Origin of the sequence: Vibrio sp. 10N.239.312.D08 (genome assembly GCF_041466145.1) — a bacterium.
Classification (GTDB): domain Bacteria; phylum Pseudomonadota; class Gammaproteobacteria; order Enterobacterales; family Vibrionaceae; genus Vibrio; species Vibrio crassostreae_C.
In genome coordinates this window covers 13,304-32,523 of the sequence record NZ_JBFSSD010000028.1, presented here as the reverse complement: position 1 = coordinate 32,523, position 19,220 = coordinate 13,304, and the positions used below count along the sequence as shown (strand labels likewise).

Here is a 19,220-nt window from a genome sequence, read left to right as displayed (position 1 = left end):
TCATGGCAATGTTATTTCTATTTTTAATGGTAATTGCTTTCATGTTGGTCGGTGTACCAATTGCAATTTCCCTCGGTTTATCGAGCGTAATATTCTTATTGATGCACTCAGATGCGTCATTAGCTTCAGTCGCACAAACGCTGTTTAATGCATTTGCAGGCCACTACACACTCTTAGCGATTCCTTTCTTTATTTTGGCCTCTAGCTTCATGTCTACTGGTGGCGTGGCGAAACGTATTATCCGTTTTGCTATCGCGATGGTAGGTTGGTTCCGCGGCGGCTTGGCGATGGCGTCGGTTGTGGCATGTATGATGTTCGCAGCCCTTTCTGGTTCATCTCCTGCAACGGTAGTGGCGATCGGTAGTATCGTTATCGCAGGTATGATCAAAAACGGTTACTCAAAAGAGTTCGCGGCAGGGGTTATCTGTAACGCGGGTACTTTGGGTATCTTGATTCCGCCGTCCATCGTGATGGTGGTTTACGCGGCTGCGACCGATGTATCGGTAGGTCGTATGTTCTTAGGTGGCGTTATTCCTGGTTTGCTGGCGGGTGTGATGTTGATGATTGCTATCTACATTGCAGCTCGTATTAAGAAGATTCCGGCACAGCCATTTGTGGGCTGGGGCGAGATGTTCGCAGCTGCGAAAGATGCGAGCTGGGGTTTGCTGCTGATTGTCATCATTTTAGGTGGTATCTACGGTGGCATCTTTACTCCGACAGAAGCGGCGGCAGTGGCTGCGGTGTATGCCTTCTTTATTGCCAACTTTATCTATAAAGATATGGGACCGTTTGCGGACAAGAACAACACCAAACCAGCGCTGGTCAAGGTGTTTCAAACGTTTTTCCATAAAGACACCAAAGACACGCTTTACGATGCAGGCAAGCTGACGATCATGCTGCTGTTTATCATTGCCAATGCTCTGATTCTTAAGCATGTACTGACCGAAGAGCGCATTCCTCAAATGATCACTGAGTCTATGCTATCTGCGGGCTTAGGGCCGATCACCTTCTTGATTGTAGTGAACGTTTTACTCTTGATTGGTGGGCAGTTCATGGAGCCATCAGGCTTGCTGATCATCGTTGCTCCTTTGGTATTCCCAATTGCAATTGCGCTCGGTATCGACCCAATTCACCTAGGTATCATGATGGTGGTGAACATGGAGATAGGGATGATAACGCCGCCTGTCGGGCTCAATTTGTTTGTGACCGCAGGTGTCGCGAAGATGTCGATGATGAACGTGGTAAAAGCCGCATTGCCGTGGGTTGGGGTGATGTTCTTATTCCTGATTATCGTCACTTACGTACCTTGGGTATCAACATGGTTACCAACCACCTTGATGGGACCAGAGATCATAACCAAGTAGCTATTTGAGTCATTCACTGACATGGAATTTAATCCATAAAAAATGAGGAGGTCGCTAGACCTCCTCATCTATATTTCTGCCACGATTTGAATGAGGCTTTATCTGCTCATACAAAGCGCGTTTTGCCTCTAATTCTGGCGTGTGTAGATCGACATGATTGTCAGCATAAAAAATACCATCTATCTCGAAAGTATCGGTAATCGATGGCACTTTTGTTTTCTCACCCATAACCACTTCCTTATTATATTTATTGCATAACATCCTGTTGTCGAAATAAGTATAGGTGATCTTGCTCCCAAATCTAATTTAGTTTGGTTCTACCTTATAAGATTCTTTCGTTAGCTGGTGCTTTTGCATCTTATCGTAGAGGGTTTTCCTCGGTAATTGCAGCCTCTCCATGGTCTCTTTTATACTGCCATTGCATTCAATAAGTGCCTGCTTCAACGTGTTTTTTTCAAAGTCAGATACCAATTCTGCCAAAGACAGTTCTTGAGTAGTTTCAGTGGCGCTGTCTGATAAGTGAGAAAGCTTACCTAAAAGTACAAAACGCTCTGCAGTATTACGTAATTCTCGAACATTTCCCGGCCAATCATGAGCCAAAAGTGCGTGCAGCTCCTTTTGTGGAAGGGCAGGGGCAGTCTTGCCATAACGCGCCGCAGCGACCAGTAAGAAGTGGTGGAAGAGTGCTGGGATATCTTCTTGTCGGCTTCTTAACGGCGGTAAATCTAAGGTCACAACATTGAGTCGATAATAGAGATCTTGGCGGAAAGAGCCTTCTTCAGCGGCTTTCTTTAGGTCGACTTTGGTTGCTGCTATCACTCGAATATCTAGTGGCACTAAACCGTTTGAACCAACTCGCTCAATAACGCGTTCTTGTAAGACGCGTAATAGGCGAATTTGTGCCTGCATCGGCATGGATTCAACTTCATCTAAGAATAGAGTTCCGCCTTGAGCAAACTCGAATTTACCCACTCGCTTGCTTTCTGCGCCCGTGAATGCCCCTTTTTCATGGCCATACAGTTCACTCTCAATCAGGTTTTCAGGAACAGCACCACAGTTGACCGCGACAAAGTTTTGCTCTCGACGGCTGCTTTGTTCATGCAGAGAACGTGCTACTAACTCTTTACCTGTACCTGTCTCGCCAAACAATAATATATCGGCATTGGTGTCGGCAATATGGGTGATGATGGAGCGCAGCTCAGTCATGGATTGCGTATCACCAATGATTCTAGGGCCGAGCGCTTGGCTGGCTTTGAGTGAACGTTTTAACTCAAGGTTCTCTAGTGTGAGCTGACGTTTTTCTATCGCTCGCTTAGTGGTTTCGATCAGGCGTTCATTAGCGAAAGGTTTTTCAATGAAGTCATAGGCGCCGTATTGGATGGCTTGAACGGCCATTGAAATATCGCCGTGACCAGTAATCATGATCACGGGGATCTCTTTGTCTTTGTGCATCACGGTGTTGAGCAGATCATGCCCGGATAGACCTGGTAGACAGATATCAGTGATGATCACGTGAGGTAAGCCGTTTTCTTGAATCGCGAGCAGAGCAGACTCCGCATCGGGAAAGAATTCGGCATCAATGTCGGCGAGCTCGAAGCTCTGTTCAATCGCCATTCTTAGATCGGATTCATCATCAATGAAATAGACGTGACACATAGTGATTCCTTTACTTCTTTGTATTCTGGTTATTGCTGAGTTTTTGTTTGCTGTTCATGTCCAACAAGGGGCAACTCTATGCTGATTCGAGCACCGCCTTGAGGGCTACTACCGGTAACGAGCTTGCCATTTATTCCGTTGATTATTTGTTGAGAAATCGATAGCCCAAGTCCAAGTCCGTTTTTCTTGGTGGTATGGAAGGGTTCAAAAAAGTTTCCGCTAGAAGGGGAGGTGAAGCCGGGGCCGTTATCATCGACATGAATTAGCAAGGTATTGGCTTGTTGATGGTCGGACTCTCTAATCTCTAACAGAATAGCTAATTGTTTGTCATCTTGTTGTTCCACCGCCTGAATCGCGTTGGTCAGCAGGTTAATGATCACCTGTTCCAGTTGAATGGCGTTGGCGAGCACGCAAGCATCAAAGGTCTCAGGGAGTTCGTTGACCTTAACTCGCTCGCTCTTGAGTTGTGGCTTCATCAGCTCTTTCGATGAATGTAAAACTGGGAGTATTTGTAAGGTGTGTAGCTCTTCCGAAGTAGATTTTTTGGCGAACGAGCGAAGCTGGTGGCTGATTTTCGCCATACGATCAGTGAGTGCCGAGATTCGCGATAGATTGTTATCGACACGATCGGTTTTTTCTTTGGCAAGAAACAATCGGCCGTTGTCGGCATAACTGCGAATCGCGGCAAGCGGGTTATTCAGTTCGTGACTGATGCTCGCTGACATCTGCCCTAGCACTGCCAGTTTGGCGGCTTGGATGAGCTCGTCTTGGGTTTGCCTCAGAACATGCTCGGTTTCGATACGGTGTTTGATCTCAACATGCAACTCCGATGTACGTTCAAGCACTTGAAATTCGAGTTTTTGCTTAGCTTCGGATTGCAGCCTGTCTATCTGAGCGCGCCTTTGTTGTCTATGGTGGTTGAGCTGCATTGTTAGATAAATAATCGCAAAGATAAGGCTCAGAACCACAAGGTAAGCAACCAAGTCCCACCAAACTAAGTGGGTTGGAGAAAATACTCGGATTGTGAGTTTTGGTTCGGCTAGGAAACGCGAAGAACTAAAGAACTGCTCTTGGACGAGTTTGTGTGGCGACTCAATACGACTGGTGGCACTGTCTAAATCGCCGGAGAAGTGCAGGCTTTCTATTTTTGTATCGAGATACTGCCTGCTTTCTTGAATTCGAGTGTGTTGTACTTCGCTTAGCGGCTGAAGGCTTTTGAACAGCCACTCAGGGTTACTCGACATAAATACAATTTGATCTTTATCGTCAGCAACAAAAAAACTCTGTTTGCCTTTCCAACTTGCTTCAATCAGCGATAAATCCATCTTTACGACAATGACGCCAATAATCTCGGCGGCATAGGAGACGGGGTAAGAATAATAATAGCCTCGCTTTCCTGAGGTTGAACCTAGCGCAAAATATTGATTTTCATTGCCAACAATCGCTTCTTGAAAGTAGGGGCGGAAAGCAAAGTTACGACGAATAAAAGAACGTGGTTGATTCCAGTTACTGGCTGCAATGGTGGTGCCGATGCTGTCTAGTAGGTAGGTGTCTGATGCCTGAATCACCGAGTTTACGTGCTCTAGATAGCGATTAGTGAGTTCGATTTGCGCAGAGTTACTTGGAGAGTGCAGGGCGTCGACCAGCTCTTTGTCTTTCGAAAGCAGCTCGGGAATGTGCGCGAACTTGTCTAATTGACTGGAAATGTGAACCGAAAAGCGGTCCAGCTTAGATTGATGATCATTTAACAAACTTTCATGGCTCGTGCTCCACACCCAATGACCGCCAAACACCATCAGTAAACTGTATGTGATCATTAACAGTATTGGGATTTTAAAAGCTTGAAACATGAAGGCTCTCCGCTGATTTCTTTGGTAAACAATCAAGCCTGTCTTCTCTCGTTTATGGTAGCAAATAGCGGTAGTTTTTGCTGAAAGCAGAGAGTGAACAGATGGATGTAGGTTAAGGGTTTGTAACGGGGATTGTTGAAAAAGTTATCGACTCTGAGGGGTAAAACAAGAGCAAGATCTCTTTTTAAGGTTTTTAGCAAAAAAAGCCCTCGATTCCCTTGAAAAAGTCGCTATTGTCCCCATTTCTGTTGTGCTAAGTGATGATTTGATCGTTTTTGTATCACTTAGTTGGACGAATTTAGAGCATTCATCATCATGCAGAGGTGAACGGCTCGACAGAGATTAAACAGATCGCTAGAATGTCGCGTCTAAAATTTCTGTCCTGAGGCTAATCGGAGATACCTTTCTTGTTTCTGAAAACAAGCTTTATTGCGTTTTAATCGACGTGTGAAGAACGAAGATATCGCTGATTAGTCTGGTGTTTGGTTGAATAATCAATTCAGACATCAATGCTCGATTTTAAATTAGGTGTTCGGATAGAGCACTACACAAGGATGCAGCCAACAACGTCTGCTTTTGAATTAAAGCTAAGTTACGGCTCATATGCTCAGATTACTGAGCCAGTTTTGAGGTTTATATAATGCAAGTTACTGTTGAAACGCTAGAAGGCCTAGAGCGCCGTCTTAATATTACTGTTCCTGCTGCTAACATCGAAGATGCAGTTACAGCTGAACTACGCAACATCGCGAAAAACCGTCGTTTCGATGGTTTCCGTAAAGGCAAAGTGCCAATGAAGATGGTTGCTAAAATGTACGGCAAAGCAGTACGTCAAGACGTGATGGGCGAAGTAATGCAACGTCACTTCATCGAAGCGATCGTTAAAGAGAAAATCAACCCAGCTGGCGCACCTACTTTCGCACCAGTTGAAAACAACGAAGGCGCTGACCTAGTATTCAACGCAACTTTTGAAGTTTACCCAGAAGTTGAGCTGAAAGGTCTAGAAAACATCACTGTTGAGAAACCAGCAGTAGAAGTTAAAGAAGCTGACGTTGAAGAGATGATCGAAACTCTACGTAAGCAACAAGCAACTTGGACTGAAGTTGAAGCTGCTGCTGACGCTGGTTCTCGTGCAACTATCGACTTCGTTGGTTCTATCGACGGTGAAGAGTTTGAAGGCGGCAAAGCTGAGAACTTCCCACTAGAGATGGGCGCTGGTCGCATGATCCCTGGCTTCGAAGACGGTATCGTTGGTAAAACAGCAGGTATGGAATTCGAAATCGACGTAAACTTCCCAGAAGATTACCACGCTGAAAACCTAAAAGGTAAAGCAGCTAAGTTCTCTATCAAGCTGAACAAAGTTGAAGCTCGTGAACTTCCAGAACTAAACGAAGAATTCGTTGCTAAGTTCGGCGCAACTGACGGCGTTGAAGGTCTTAAAGCTGAAGTTCGTAAGAACATGGAGCGTGAGCTTAAGCAAGCTGTTAAGAACCGCATCAAAGAGCAAGCTATCGACGGTCTAGTTAACGAAAACAACATCGACGTACCTTCTGCTCTAATCGATCAAGAGATCGGTGTTCTACGTCAACAAGCTGCTCAACGTTTCGGTGGCAACACTGAAGCTGCTGACCAACTTCCACGTGAGCTGTTCGAAGAGCAAGCTAAACGTCGCGTAGTTGTAGGTCTTCTTCTTGGTGAAGTAATCAAGACTGAAGAGCTAAAAGCTGACGACGAGAAAGTTAAAGCTATCATCGAAGAGATGGCTACAGCATACGAAGATCCAACAGAAGTTATTGCTTACTACGAGCAAAACGAGCAAATGATGAACAACATGCGCAATGTTGCTCTAGAAGAGCAAGCTATTGATGCAATCATCGCTAAAGCTCAAGTTTCTGATAAAGAAGTTAGCTTCAACGAGCTAATGAATCAGCAACCTGCTTAATATAGTAATATCTGACGTAGAAGGTTGACGTACGGTCAACAATTCTGCTAACAATGGTCCGTATGATTTAATCATTCGGGCCATTTATTTTAGGGACATAAGAATATGAGCTACCAAGAAAAAAATACAATGCCATCGATTATGGACGCACTAGTTCCTATGGTGGTTGAACAGACTTCCCGTGGTGAACGTTCTTACGATATTTATTCTCGTCTATTAAAAGAACGTATCATTTTCTTAACAGGTCAAGTGGAAGACCACATGGCAAATCTTGTCGTGGCTCAACTGCTTTTCTTGGAATCAGAAAACCCAGACAAAGATATCTATCTTTACATCAACTCACCTGGCGGTAGCGTAACAGCAGGCATGTCTATCTACGACACAATGCAGTTCATCAAGCCAAACGTGAGCACAGTATGTATGGGTCAAGCTTGCTCTATGGGTGCATTCTTACTAGCGGGTGGTACTCCTGGTAAGCGTCACGTGCTTCCAAACTCACGTGTAATGATTCACCAGCCACTTGGCGGCTTCCAAGGCCAAGCGTCTGATATTCAAATTCACGCGCAAGAGATCCTAACGATCAAACAAAAGCTAAACAAACTATTGGCAGAGCACACTGGTCAGCCTCTAGAAGTTGTTGAGCGCGATACAGATCGTGATAACTTCATGTCTGCTGATCAAGCAGTAGAATACGGCTTGGTGGATTCAGTTCTTAATCACCGCGGTCAATAATTGCAGGGCAATTGTTTAACGCAAAGTGATTCAAATTGATATACACTCAAGCATAGAGAGTTAAGGCTAAGAGGTTAGCGAATGACAGATAAAAGCAAAGAGGGTGGTAGCGGTAAACTGCTTTACTGCTCTTTCTGTGGCAAAAGCCAACACGAAGTTCGCAAGTTAATCGCAGGTCCTTCTGTTTACATTTGTGATGAATGTGTCGATCTTTGTAACGACATTATTCGTGAAGAAATTAAAGATGTTCTTCCTAAGAAAGAATCGGAATCGCTGCCAACGCCGCGTGAGATTCGTGAGCATCTTGACGACTATGTAATCGGTCAAGAATACGCGAAGAAAGTGCTAGCAGTTGCAGTTTATAACCACTACAAGCGTTTACGTAATGGTGATACGACAGCTGAAGGCGTAGAGCTAGGTAAGAGTAACATTCTTCTTATCGGTCCTACTGGTAGTGGTAAAACACTACTGGCTGAAACATTGGCTCGTTTCCTAGACGTTCCTTTCACAATGGCAGACGCAACAACACTAACCGAAGCGGGTTACGTGGGCGAAGATGTTGAAAACATCATCCAGAAGTTGCTTCAGAAATGTGATTACGACGTAGCGAAAGCGGAACGCGGCATTGTTTACATCGATGAAATCGACAAGATTTCTCGTAAAGCTGAAAACCCATCAATCACGCGTGACGTGTCTGGTGAAGGTGTACAGCAAGCTCTACTAAAACTTGTTGAAGGTACAGTAGCTTCAGTTCCACCTCAAGGTGGTCGTAAGCATCCACAGCAAGAGTTCTTGCAAGTGGACACGTCTAAGATCTTATTTATCTGTGGTGGTGCGTTTGCAGGCCTAGATAAAGTGATTGAACAGCGTGTAGAAACAGGTTCAGGTATCGGCTTTGGCGCAGAAGTGCGTTCAAAAGATGAAACCAAAACTATCGGTGAATTGTTCACTCAAGTAGAACCTGAAGATCTAGTGAAATATGGTCTGATTCCAGAATTCATTGGTCGTCTACCTGTGACAACAACACTGACAGAGCTTGATGAAGAAGCGCTAATCCAAATCCTATGTGAGCCAAAGAATGCACTTACAAAACAGTACGCAGCATTATTTGAGCTTGAGGATACAGAGTTAGAATTCCGTGAAGATGCTTTACGTGCCATTGCTAAGAAAGCAATGAACCGTAAAACAGGTGCTCGTGGTCTACGTTCTATCTTGGAGGGTGTTCTACTAGAAACTATGTACGAACTGCCATCTTCAACTGATGTAAGCAAGGTTGTGATTGATGAGTCGGTAATTAATGGTGAGTCAGAACCACTATTAATTTACAGCAACTCAGATAACCAAGCAGCTGTTGCAGAGTAGGTCTTTTTTAGACAAGTCACTCAAATTGAAAAAGGAGGTAAGCAATTACCTCCTTTTTTTTATTCTTCCATTGAATCCAGTCGTTTAAGCCCCATATACTGCTTTATAAGTTAAAGCGGAAGAGAGAAATATATGAACTTGGAACGTTCCGAGCGTATCGAAATCCCCGTGCTACCTCTACGTGATGTAGTGGTTTACCCACACATGGTTATTCCATTGTTTGTTGGTCGTGAAAAATCGATTACTTGCCTTGAATCGGCAATGGAAGCTAACAAACAAGTACTACTTGTAGCGCAGAAAGAAGCGGACACTGATGAGCCTTCAATTGACGACCTATTTAAAGTAGGTACTGTCGCTACCATTCTTCAGTTACTAAAGCTCCCTGATGGTACTGTTAAAGTGCTTGTCGAAGGTCAGCAGCGTGCAAAAATTCACCAATTCAAAGAAAGTGAGTTTTTCTTAGCGGACGCAGAATACGTTGTAACCTCAGAACTTGACGAAAAAGAACAAGAAGTGGTTGTTCGCAGCGCGATCAATCAATTCGAAGGCTTTATTAAGCTGAACAAAAAGATTCCACCAGAAGTTCTAACATCTCTGAACGGTATTGATGAGGCAGCTCGCCTTGCTGATACGATTGCTGCACACATGCCACTTAAACTGGTAGACAAGCAGCACGTTCTAGAAATCTTAGATGTGACTGAACGTCTGGAATTCTTGATGGGCCAAATGGAGTCAGAAATTGACATCTTGCAAGTTGAAAAACGCATTCGTGGCCGCGTTAAGAAGCAAATGGAAAAATCTCAGCGTGAGTACTACCTGAATGAGCAAATGAAAGCGATTCAGAAAGAACTTGGCGAGATGGACGACGCTCCTGATGAATTCGAGACTCTGAAGAAGAAGATCGAAGACTCTAAGATGCCTCAAGAAGCTCGTGAAAAAACCGAGCAAGAACTGCAAAAACTGAAAATGATGTCGCCAATGTCTGCTGAAGCAACAGTAGTACGTAGCTACATTGATTGGATGGTGGGCGTTCCTTGGGCTAAGCGTTCAAAAGTGAAAAAGAATCTAGCGAAAGCGGAAGAGATCTTAAACGAAGACCACTACGGCTTAGAGCGTGTTAAAGAACGTATTCTTGAATACTTGGCAGTACAAAACCGTATCAACAAGCTAAAAGGCCCAATCCTTTGTCTTGTTGGTCCTCCTGGTGTAGGTAAAACCTCGCTAGGTCGTTCGATTGCTGCGGCAACGGGTCGTAAGTACACGCGTATGGCACTTGGTGGCGTTCGTGATGAAGCTGAGATTCGTGGTCACCGTCGTACGTACATCGGTTCACTTCCGGGTAAACTGATCCAGAAGATGTCTAAAGTTGGTGTTAAGAACCCACTGTTCCTATTAGATGAGATCGATAAGATGTCTTCTGATATGCGTGGCGACCCATCTTCAGCACTTCTAGAAGTTCTAGATCCAGAACAAAACAACGCATTTAACGATCACTACCTAGAAGTAGATTACGATCTGTCAGATGTTATGTTCGTGGCAACATCGAACTCGATGGACATTCCTGGGCCTCTACTGGACCGTATGGAAGTGATTCGTCTATCTGGTTACACAGAAGATGAGAAGCTGAACATTGCTAAGAGCCATTTACTGGACAAGCAAGTTCAACGCAACGGTCTTAAGCCTCATGAAATTGAGATTGAAGACTCTGCAATCATCGGCATCATTCGTTACTACACGCGTGAAGCGGGTGTACGTAGCCTAGAGCGTGAAATCTCAAAAATCTGTCGTAAAGCAGTGAAGAACATCTTGCTAGACAGCGATCTTAAGTCTGTAACGGTTAACATTGATAATCTGAAAGAGTACTTAGGTGTTCAACGCCACGACTTCGGTAAAGCGGATGAAAGCAACCGTATCGGTCAAGTAACAGGCCTAGCGTGGACTCAAGTGGGTGGTGATCTACTGACTATCGAGACCGAAGCAATGCCGGGCAAAGGTAAGCTAACGCAAACTGGCTCACTTGGCGACGTGATGAAAGAGTCGATTCAAGCGGCAATGACAGTGGTTCGTTCTCGTGCTGAAAAACTGGGTATCAACTCAGATTTCTACGAAAAACGTGACATTCACGTTCACGTACCAGAAGGTGCTACACCGAAAGATGGCCCGAGTGCGGGTATCGCAATGTGTACTGCACTTGTCTCTAGCTTGACGGGTAACCCGGTTAAAGCAGAGGTCGGTATGACAGGTGAAATTACCCTTCGTGGTGAAGTTTTACCTATCGGTGGCTTGAAAGAAAAACTGCTTGCTGCACACCGTGGCGGCATCAAAACTGTACTGATCCCTAAAGACAATGAGCGTGATTTGGAAGAGATTCCAGACAACGTAATCGCTGACTTGAAGGTGATCCCGGTTCAGTGGATTGATGAAGTACTCAAAGTCGCGCTAGAACGAGATCCGTCAGGGGTCGAGTTTGACGTGAAAAAATAGTGATGCATAGCAAAAATAAGTAAAGAATTACGCTGATAGGCCCGAAAAGGCTTGTCAGCGTTTTTTTTGGACGCTAAGTTATTGATCAAAGCGGCAGCCCTTTTGCAATAAGGCTTGCGGCTAAATTAAAACCAAAATGGAACGTACAGTCATCAGAAGTAGTCACAGATGACACATAGGGGAAAAACAGTGAATAAAACACAACTAGTAGAATCAATCGCAGAAAACGCAGACATCTCTAAAGCTTCAGCTGGCCGCGCTCTAGACGCATTCATCGAAGCAGTTGGCACAACGCTACAATCTGGTGACCAAGTTGCACTTGTTGGCTTTGGTACTTTCAGTGTTCGTACTCGTGCTGCTCGTACAGGTCGTAACCCAAAAACTGGTGAAGAGATCCAAATCGCAGAAGCTAAAGTACCTGGCTTCAAAGCGGGTAAAGCACTTAAAGACGCATGTAACTAATTTTCACTGCTGAAACCTCCATTTAAGAGGGGAAGGCAGTAAAATGCGTTTACTGTTTGAAAAATGATGTTTCATTCTTAAACAGTATGTGTACAAAGCACATTGAACTTATTTAAATTATGCGCATCCTACTGATGCGCATTTCTTTTTCTGATAATATCGCGTGAATAGATTTTTATTTTGAAGCCAATGCTTCATATCCGGAGAGCACTTAAATTATGATGGATCGATTACGCGAAGGCGTGAATAGCATCGCGGTAAAAATTATCCTTGGGTTGATTATCCTGTCATTCGTATTCGCAGGTGTAGGCAGCTACATCACCGGTGGCGGTAACAACGCAGCAGCTAAAGTTGGCAACACAGAAATTGCTCGTGGTGAGTTCGAACAGGCTTACCAAAACGAACGTAATCGTATGCAGTCTCAACTTGGCGATTACTTCGCGCAAATGCTTGCAGACCCTGCTTACGTAGAGTCTTTCCGTAAATCAGTACTTGATCGCATGATCAATGACGTACTGCTTGAGCAGCAAGCTGAGTCTCTAGGCCTACGAATCAGTGATTCTCAAATCCGCACCATGATTCTAGAAATGCCTCAGTTCCAAACGGCGGGTCAATTCGACCAAGAAGTTTACCAATCGGCACTACGTCGTGCAGGTTTCAGCGCAGAGAGCTTCGCTGAATACATGCGTCGTGACCTTATGCGCAACCAGCTTGTGACTGCACTTCAAGGCAGTGAATTCGTTCTTCAGGGCGAAATCGATACTCAGAGCAAGCTTATCGCACAAACTCGTGACATTCGCACAGTGACACTGTCTGTTGCTGACCTTGCAAAAGACATCGAGTTAACTGACGAGCAAATCGAACAGTACTACCAAGAGAACCCAGCAGCTTACACTCGTCCAGAACAAGCTAAGGTATCTTACATTGAGCTTTCTGCTGAAGCGCTTAAGTCTCAGCTTGAAGTAAGCGATGAAGAAGCACAGAAATACTACCAAGAGCACCTAGACAAGTACTCAACGGAAGAGCAACGTAAAGTTAGCCACATCCTAGTTCAAGGCGATGACGAAGCGAAAGCTCAGGCAATCCTAGACGAGCTAAATGCAGGCGCTGATTTTGCTACGCTAGCGGAAGAGAAATCTGACGACTTCGGTAGTGCAGACGTTGGCGGTGACCTAGGTTGGATTGAGCGCGATGTTATGGACCCTGCATTCGAAGACGCGGCTTTCGCTCTTGAGAATATTGGCGATACTACTGGCCTAGTTAAATCTGATTTCGGCTACCACATCATCAAGCTAGACGAACTAAAAGCGTCTCAAGCTCAGCCTTACACTGAAGTAGCGGCAGAGATTAAGACAGAGCTTCTAGACCAACACGCAGTTGATCAGTTCTACGAGCAACAAACTGAGCTAGAAAAAGTAGCGTTTGAATTCCCAGATTCTCTAGATGATTCTGCAGAAGCTATCAACGCGAAGATCACAACGACAGATTTCATCTCTCAAGTTGACGCTCCAGAAGTTCTGATGACGCCTGCAGTTATGCAAGCTATCTTGAGCCCTGAAGTGAAAGAAGACGGTCTAAACTCGGAAGTTATCGAAGTTGCACCTGAGCACGTAATTGTTGTTCGTGTAGAAGAGACTCGTGATGAGACAGTTCTTCCTCTAGCTGAAGTGAAAGATCAAGTTGTCGCTGCACTGTCTGCTGTACAAGCAGAGCAGCAAGCGGTTGAGCTAGGTGTTTCTCTAGTGAACGAACTTGAGCAAGGCAATGAAGCAGTACTAGCGGACAACAACCTTGAGTTCACTGAACTTGAAACGATTGACCGTAACTCGCCATTAGCGGCATCTGTATTCGCTCTAGCGAAACCAGAAGCAGGTCAAGCTGTGTTCGGTCAATCTAAAGACCAAGACGGTAATATCGTTGTTGTTGAGCTTTCTAAAGTAACGGCTGAGATCAACCCAGCCTACAGCACTCAAATTGGTGCACAGTTGGAGCGAGTTGGTAACCAGCAAGACCTGACTAACGTATTAAACGTACTTCGTAAAAACGCAGACGTTGAATACTACGTAGTGGGTCAAGGTCAGTAAGCGTTTGATTACCTCAGTAGCAAGCTCAAGTTAGAGCTTACTACTGAAATCAACACGTGATTGTTAGGCTTTAATTCAGATTTGTGAGCCAACAAACAAGCTGATGAAAATAAGATGTATAACGAAGCGGGTCACTTAGGTGATCCGCTTTATTTTTATCTGGTGATTGTGTTATCTAGCGCGGCAAATGCATAAGTTACGTTTTTTGAACAAAGGAACTATTTATGCGCACGATATATTCAACACTAATTCTTTCATTTCTGATGCTCTTAAGCCCTGCCGTGTTTGCAGACAGCCCAACCAAGGCTGAGCTTTACGAAGGCATTGAGATTACGGTCAACATCAATACCGCGACGGCAGAAGAACTTTCAGCACTATTGGTTGGCGTGGGTGACAAGAAAGCCAAAGAAATCGTCGATTACAGAGATCAGAACGGGGCATTTACTACTGCTGATGATTTGGTGAGTGTCAAAGGGATAGGTGAAGCGACGGTTGAAAAGAACCGCGAAAGAATTCAACTTTGACCCGTTTTTCTACTTGTTAGAAATGAAGCGATAGATATGAAGCCTCCGGCCAATGCACCTGCTAGGTGGGCTTCAATCGCGATACGAGCATTAATCAGTTCACCAGTCGTGCTAGAAGGGCCAATAAGCTGCTCCCAAGCGATTTTAGCGACTAATCCGAATACTAACAGCCAACTAGACTTCCTGCCGTTTAAAGCCTCTCTGAGCGCGAATAAGCCAAACAACCCATGCAAAGTGCCCGATAGGCCAACGTAGATCTGAATACTTGAAAACAACAGAGCGACGCCAGTCACTAAACTGATCACAAGCAAAGCAACAACAAGCTGTTTTTTACTCGGTTGAAACAGGTAGCTGATGATCCACAAGCCTGCTAGATTCATCAGAAGATGCGAGTAGTTGGTATGTGAAAAGTTTCCTGTTAGGATTCGCCACCATTGCCCATCGGCAATCGCATTGCTATCCCAAACGACCCAAGCTTGTATTGGCTCAAATTGGAATAAGACGCATAAAAGTGAAATGAAAATTAAAACAGGGTACACATTAAATCCATGTCTCGTTATTGCCCCCAATGCAGCAAGGCTTTGAAAGCTTGTATTTGTCAGTGGGTTACACCACTCGAATCGAATGTTGAGCTTATCATTCTTCAGCACCCATCAGAAGAGCATCGTCCGATGGGAACAGCGCGTATTCTCTCGTTATCTCTTAATAACAGCGTGACGTTTGTTGGCGAAGACTTTTCAGACAACGAACAACTCAACGCATTGTTGTGCGATGAACAGTATCAACATGTGATTTTATACCCAAGCGAAAACTCTGTTTCAGTTGAGTCGGCGACATCTCCCAATAAGAAGCTGCGTGTGATTTTATTGGATGGCACGTGGAAGAAAGCATTCAAGATGTGGCAAGTATCGAGTAACCTGCATGCGTTGAACACGGTTCATTTACCGAAAGATCTCAAGGGTAATTACCGAATTCGCAAAGCACCCAGTGAAAATAGCCTTTCAACCGTTGAAGCTGGCTATCATTTACTTAGCTTGTTAGAGCGTGATGGCGACTTTAGCCCTTTGCTAACGGCATTTGACCAAATGATTCAGTTTCAAATCAATCAAATGCCGCCGGGCGTGTTTGAGAAAAACTACTTAGATTAAGCCGTTTTAGTAAAGTGAGTCAGGAATTAAAACTCGGTATGAGCTGAGAACAGTTGCTGATGCATTTTCTGCGCAAGATCATCAGTCATCGATGAAATGTAATCGGCTATCACGCGCATTTTTCGAGACTCATCTTGATGTTGTAGCCATTGCTTCTTGATGGGCAGTGGCAGCAAGCGTTCAGGATCTGCGCTGAATGCTTCAAACATATCCATGATGATCTGTTGACCTTTGTATTCGATGACCTGAACCTGTGGCACTTGAATAACGAACTCGCTGACAAAGTGTTTCAGCTTATCGAGTGTGCCGTCCATGCTCGGCTCGAGCACCGCATTGTAAGCCAACAGTACATTCTCAAAGTTAGCCTCCACTCGCTTAATCGAGATACTGGTCAACAGTGCGTTGACTATCCCACCAATCGCATCCTTTCGACGATACTGTTCACCAGAGAAAAGCATCTCTGTAATTGAATCTAGGTGTTCACAAATCCATGGGTCGGCCATCTCTTTCAGTTGAGGGTAAGCCGATTCGACCCACTGAGCTTTGGTCACAGAGCCAAGCACAATCGCATCTTCTAAATCGTGCACGCCATACGCGATGTCGTCAGCAAGTTCCATGATCGAACAATCCAGTGACTTATATTTGGTCTTGTTGTGCTCAAGTGGCTCGGTATGCGTTTTTCTTTTCTGTTTTAGGAGCTGTTGGTCGCTGCTTGAAAGCGGTTCAAGCACCCAGTTAAACAACTCTTCATCATGATCGTAGATGCCTTTTGCTGGCATCCAATCTTTAGCTCGGAGTTGTCGTTGATGCTTAACGGGTTCAGACTGCAATTTAGCTTGAACCTCACTCAGCAGAGAAGGGTACTTAATTAGACCTAACAAAGTGCGTCGAGATAGGTTCATCCCGTGATGTTCAGTGTAAGGTTCTAACTGTGTGACTATGCGAAACGTTTGAGCGTTGCCCTCAAAGCCGCCGTGGTCGCGCATCATGTAGTTGAGTGCGACTTCGCCGCCATGTCCATAGGGTGGATGACCGATGTCGTGAGCCAAACACAGTGAATCAATCAAACTGTCTGAGGGTAATAGGTCTCGAAATTCGGGCTGCTTTTTCTTCAGTTGAGCGACGATACCGGTGCCAAGCTGAGCGGCCTCAAGAGAGTGGGTAAGGCGCGTTCGGTGAAAGTCGTTGACCGTGGTGCCATGGATCTGGGTTTTCGCTTGTAAGCGACGGAAAGCAGCAGAGTGAAGCACGCGCGCACGGTCACGCTGATACGGGCTGCGGTGGTCATCCCGTCTTATTTTATGTTCATCGTCATTTCGATGCTGCCATTCTTGTTCGAGTACAAAGGGTGGTTCGAGTTGAGAATTCAAAATAGCACCTATCAAATTGATTTTATTTAGCTAATTAAAAACAACTTATACCCAGCTAGCTTATCTCGTCTAGTGATAATTCAAAGCTCGGTGCGAATGTGGTGAGAAAGTAGTCCATTTCTGGGCTTTTGCGTTGTTCGAGTGTCTCTTCCAATCGGCGCTTGGCTTGCTCGTATTCATGATTGCCCGCACTGAGCTCTTCCAAGCATTTCAGGTACGCACAGATAGTATCTGCCTGCTTGACGATGCTTTGCTCTTCTTTACTCGCAGTACCAGATATTAAGAAGGGGGCGAAGTCGTCTCTGAACTCTTCTGGCAACATCGAAAGCAGTCTTTGTTCTGCCGCGGCTTCTATCTTCTTATACTCTTGTGCAATATCCGGGTTGTAGTATTTAACTGGCGTTGGCAAATCACCCGTCAGTACCTCACTGGTGTCGTGGTACATGCCAAGCAGAGCAATGTGCTCGGGGTTAAGCTGACCATCAAACTTCTTGTTTTTGATCAGTGCCAAGGCGTGTGCCACGAAAGCAACCTGTAGGCTATGTTCTGAAATGTTCTCGCTTGATACCGAACGCATCAGGGGCCAGCGTTGAATTAGCTTCATGCGTGCGAGATGGGCAAAGAAATGGCTCTGTTTCATAAATGTCCTTATAGTACCAATCGTAGTAAATAACTGGTCATCCTAGCTTGTTAAAAAACTCGATAACTATGTTAGAATTTTTGATTGTAGAATAACTACTTATCGAAGCTGCTTGTCGAAAATAGCTGCCTTGTTCTCAAGCTTTTTCCCTACGCTATTTCTGAACACTTACTTACTGTGATTGGTATAAACAATACTCCACTCGTATCTTGTGTTTGCACAGGGATACGAGACAGCGGATACAAAAAAGGCTCCTAAACAGGAGCCTTTTAAGCATAGAAGTGAATGAATACAAGTTAAAGTCTTTTAAAACAGCAAATTGTAGCCATCTTTCTTTGTGCTCATTAACCTTCGATGAGGTCGTCTTGGCTGTAAGTCTGTAAGAAGCGCTCTAAACGACCAATTGCGATTTCTAGATCTTCGATGTGCGGCAGAGTCACGATACGGAAGTGATCCGGTTTCGGCCAATTGAAGCCCGTACCTTGAACCAATAGCACCTTCTCTTGCTTAAGGAAGTCGAGTACAAACTTCTGATCGTCTTTGATGTTGTACATGTTGGTGTCGATTTTAGGGAACAGGTACATTGCACCTTTCGGTTTCACACAAGAAACGCCAGGGATCTTGTTGATCAGTTCCCATGCACGGTCACGCTGTTCAAGCAGTCGACCGCCTGGAAGAATCAGCTCATTGATACTCTGATAGCCACCGAGTGCGGTTTGGATAGCGTGTTGCATCGGAACGTTGGCACACAAACGCATTGAGGCCAGCATTTCTAGCCCTTCTACATAGCCTTTCGCTAGGTGTTTAGGGCCTGTTAAGAACATCCAACCACCACGGAAACCACATACACGGTAAGCTTTAGATAGGCCGTTGAACGTGACCATTAATACGTCTTCAGCAAGCGTTGCCACTGAAGTGTGTACCGCACCGTCGTAAAGTACTTTGTCGTAGATTTCATCGGCGAAGATGATCAAACCGTGCTCACGAGCAATCTCAACCACTTGTAATAGGAAATCACGGCTGTATACCGCGCCTGTTGGGTTGTTCGGGTTGATAAGAACGATGCCGCGCGTCTTTGGTGAGATCTTCGCGCGCATGTCGTCTAAATCTGGATACCAATCAGCATCTTCATCACACATGTAGTGAACCGGTGTACCACCAGAAAGCGCAACAGACGCTGTCCATAGTGGGTAATCCGGAGCGGGAACTAAGATTTCATCACCATTATCCAGTAGCGCTTGCATAGACATAACGATAAGCTCTGATGCGCCGTTACCAATGTAAACGTCTTCTACATCAAGGTTACGTAGGCCTTTTTTCTGGTAGTGCTGAACAACCGCTTTGCGGGCTGAATAGATGCCTTTTGAGTCGCAGTAACCTTGAGATGTCGGTAGGTTACGGATTACGTCAACAAGGATTTCATCAGGGGCGTCAAAACCAAATGGGGCGGGGTTACCAATATTAAGCTTCAGTATTTTATGCCCTTCTTCTTCCATGCGCTTAGCATGTTTGAGTACAGGCCCCCTGATTTCGTAGCATACGCTGTTGAGTTTTGACGACATCCCGATATTTTGCATTGCCGATTTCCTGAAATTAATTTAAATA

At 44.9% G+C, this 19,220-nt stretch carries 16 protein-coding genes and 1 pseudogene; 10 read left to right on the top strand and 7 right to left on the bottom strand.

Annotated elements, in window-relative coordinates; genetic code table 11:
* The first annotated feature begins 2 nt into the window (after positions 1 to 2).
* Entirely contained in the window at positions 3 to 1,364 is a 1,362-nt protein-coding gene (locus AB6D58_RS15345; protein WP_017060625.1) for a TRAP transporter large permease, read from the top strand.
* A gap of 54 nt (positions 1,365 to 1,418) precedes the next feature.
* Here the strand turns inward: AB6D58_RS15345 and AB6D58_RS15340 are convergent, their stop codons facing one another.
* The 3 genes from AB6D58_RS15340 to AB6D58_RS15330 form a co-directional block, all read right to left on the bottom strand.
* Positions 1,419 to 1,592: a hypothetical protein gene (locus AB6D58_RS15340; protein ID WP_017060624.1), complete on the bottom strand. Its 174-nt coding sequence runs from the start codon at positions 1,590 to 1,592 to the stop codon at positions 1,419 to 1,421.
* A 78-nt stretch (positions 1,593 to 1,670) separates the two neighbouring features.
* A complete protein-coding gene (locus AB6D58_RS15335) occupies positions 1,671 to 3,020 on the bottom strand; it encodes a sigma-54 dependent transcriptional regulator (protein WP_102393527.1) in 1,350 nt (449 codons plus the stop codon).
* A gap of 29 nt (positions 3,021 to 3,049) precedes the next feature.
* The gene (locus AB6D58_RS15330; RefSeq protein ID WP_372157700.1) at positions 3,050 to 4,870 is read right to left on the bottom strand and encodes an ATP-binding protein; all 1,821 of its coding nucleotides are present in this window, start codon (positions 4,868 to 4,870) and stop codon (positions 3,050 to 3,052) included.
* 163 nt (positions 4,871 to 5,033) lie between these two features.
* Between AB6D58_RS15330 and AB6D58_RS15325 the strand changes: the two are divergent.
* From AB6D58_RS15325 to AB6D58_RS15290, 8 genes and pseudogenes are all read left to right on the top strand, one after another.
* Positions 5,034 to 5,216: pseudogene (locus AB6D58_RS15325) on the top strand (hypothetical protein); the annotation flags it as partial.
* A gap of 294 nt (positions 5,217 to 5,510) precedes the next feature.
* Positions 5,511 to 6,809: a trigger factor gene (gene tig, locus AB6D58_RS15320; protein WP_017065881.1), complete on the top strand. Its 1,299-nt coding sequence runs from the start codon at positions 5,511 to 5,513 to the stop codon at positions 6,807 to 6,809.
* A 105-nt stretch (positions 6,810 to 6,914) separates the two neighbouring features.
* The gene (gene clpP / locus AB6D58_RS15315; RefSeq protein WP_004736080.1) at positions 6,915 to 7,541 is read left to right on the top strand and encodes an ATP-dependent Clp endopeptidase proteolytic subunit ClpP; all 627 of its coding nucleotides are present in this window, start codon (positions 6,915 to 6,917) and stop codon (positions 7,539 to 7,541) included.
* Between the two features lie 81 nt (positions 7,542 to 7,622).
* Positions 7,623 to 8,903, top strand: a complete 1,281-nt coding sequence (gene clpX, locus AB6D58_RS15310) for an ATP-dependent protease ATP-binding subunit ClpX (RefSeq protein WP_009847283.1) — start codon at positions 7,623 to 7,625, stop codon at positions 8,901 to 8,903.
* 132 nt (positions 8,904 to 9,035) lie between these two features.
* Entirely contained in the window at positions 9,036 to 11,387 is a 2,352-nt protein-coding gene (gene lon, locus AB6D58_RS15305; RefSeq protein WP_017060619.1) for an endopeptidase La, read from the top strand.
* Between the two features lie 168 nt (positions 11,388 to 11,555).
* Positions 11,556 to 11,849, top strand: coding sequence for an HU family DNA-binding protein (locus AB6D58_RS15300; RefSeq protein ID WP_012604504.1), 294 nt, complete (start codon positions 11,556 to 11,558; stop codon positions 11,847 to 11,849).
* A gap of 218 nt (positions 11,850 to 12,067) precedes the next feature.
* Positions 12,068 to 13,933 carry a peptidylprolyl isomerase gene (ppiD, locus tag AB6D58_RS15295; RefSeq protein WP_017060618.1) on the top strand — a complete coding sequence of 622 codons (1,866 nt, stop codon included), beginning with the start codon at positions 12,068 to 12,070 and terminating at the stop codon, positions 13,931 to 13,933.
* 224 nt (positions 13,934 to 14,157) lie between these two features.
* A complete protein-coding gene (locus AB6D58_RS15290; protein ID WP_017060617.1) occupies positions 14,158 to 14,457 on the top strand; it encodes a helix-hairpin-helix domain-containing protein in 300 nt (99 codons plus the stop codon).
* On the opposite strand, the gene rrtA is transcribed toward AB6D58_RS15290, so the two are convergent.
* Positions 14,448 to 14,996, bottom strand: coding sequence for a rhombosortase (gene rrtA, locus AB6D58_RS15285; RefSeq protein WP_017060616.1), 549 nt, complete (start codon positions 14,994 to 14,996; stop codon positions 14,448 to 14,450). The two genes, AB6D58_RS15290 and rrtA, sit on opposite strands and share 10 nt — an antisense overlap.
* A 9-nt stretch (positions 14,997 to 15,005) precedes the next feature.
* On the opposite strand from rrtA, the gene AB6D58_RS15280 reads away from it, so the two are divergent.
* On the top strand, positions 15,006 to 15,605 hold the full coding sequence (locus tag AB6D58_RS15280; protein ID WP_017060615.1) for a tRNA-uridine aminocarboxypropyltransferase: 600 nt from the start codon (positions 15,006 to 15,008) through the stop codon (positions 15,603 to 15,605).
* A 26-nt stretch (positions 15,606 to 15,631) separates the two neighbouring features.
* On the opposite strand, the gene AB6D58_RS15275 is transcribed toward AB6D58_RS15280, so the two are convergent.
* From AB6D58_RS15275 to AB6D58_RS15265, 3 genes are all read right to left on the bottom strand, one after another.
* Positions 15,632 to 16,975, bottom strand: a complete 1,344-nt coding sequence (locus AB6D58_RS15275; protein ID WP_017060614.1) for an anti-phage deoxyguanosine triphosphatase — start codon at positions 16,973 to 16,975, stop codon at positions 15,632 to 15,634.
* Positions 16,976 to 17,030: 55 nt separating this feature from the next.
* Positions 17,031 to 17,615 (bottom strand): 5'-deoxynucleotidase, encoded by a 585-nt coding sequence (gene yfbR / locus AB6D58_RS15270; RefSeq protein WP_017060613.1) that lies wholly within the window; start codon positions 17,613 to 17,615, stop codon positions 17,031 to 17,033.
* A gap of 344 nt (positions 17,616 to 17,959) precedes the next feature.
* On the bottom strand, positions 17,960 to 19,192 hold the full coding sequence (locus tag AB6D58_RS15265) for a pyridoxal phosphate-dependent aminotransferase (RefSeq protein WP_017060166.1): 1,233 nt from the start codon (positions 19,190 to 19,192) through the stop codon (positions 17,960 to 17,962).
* Positions 19,193 to 19,220: the final 28 nt, after the last annotated feature.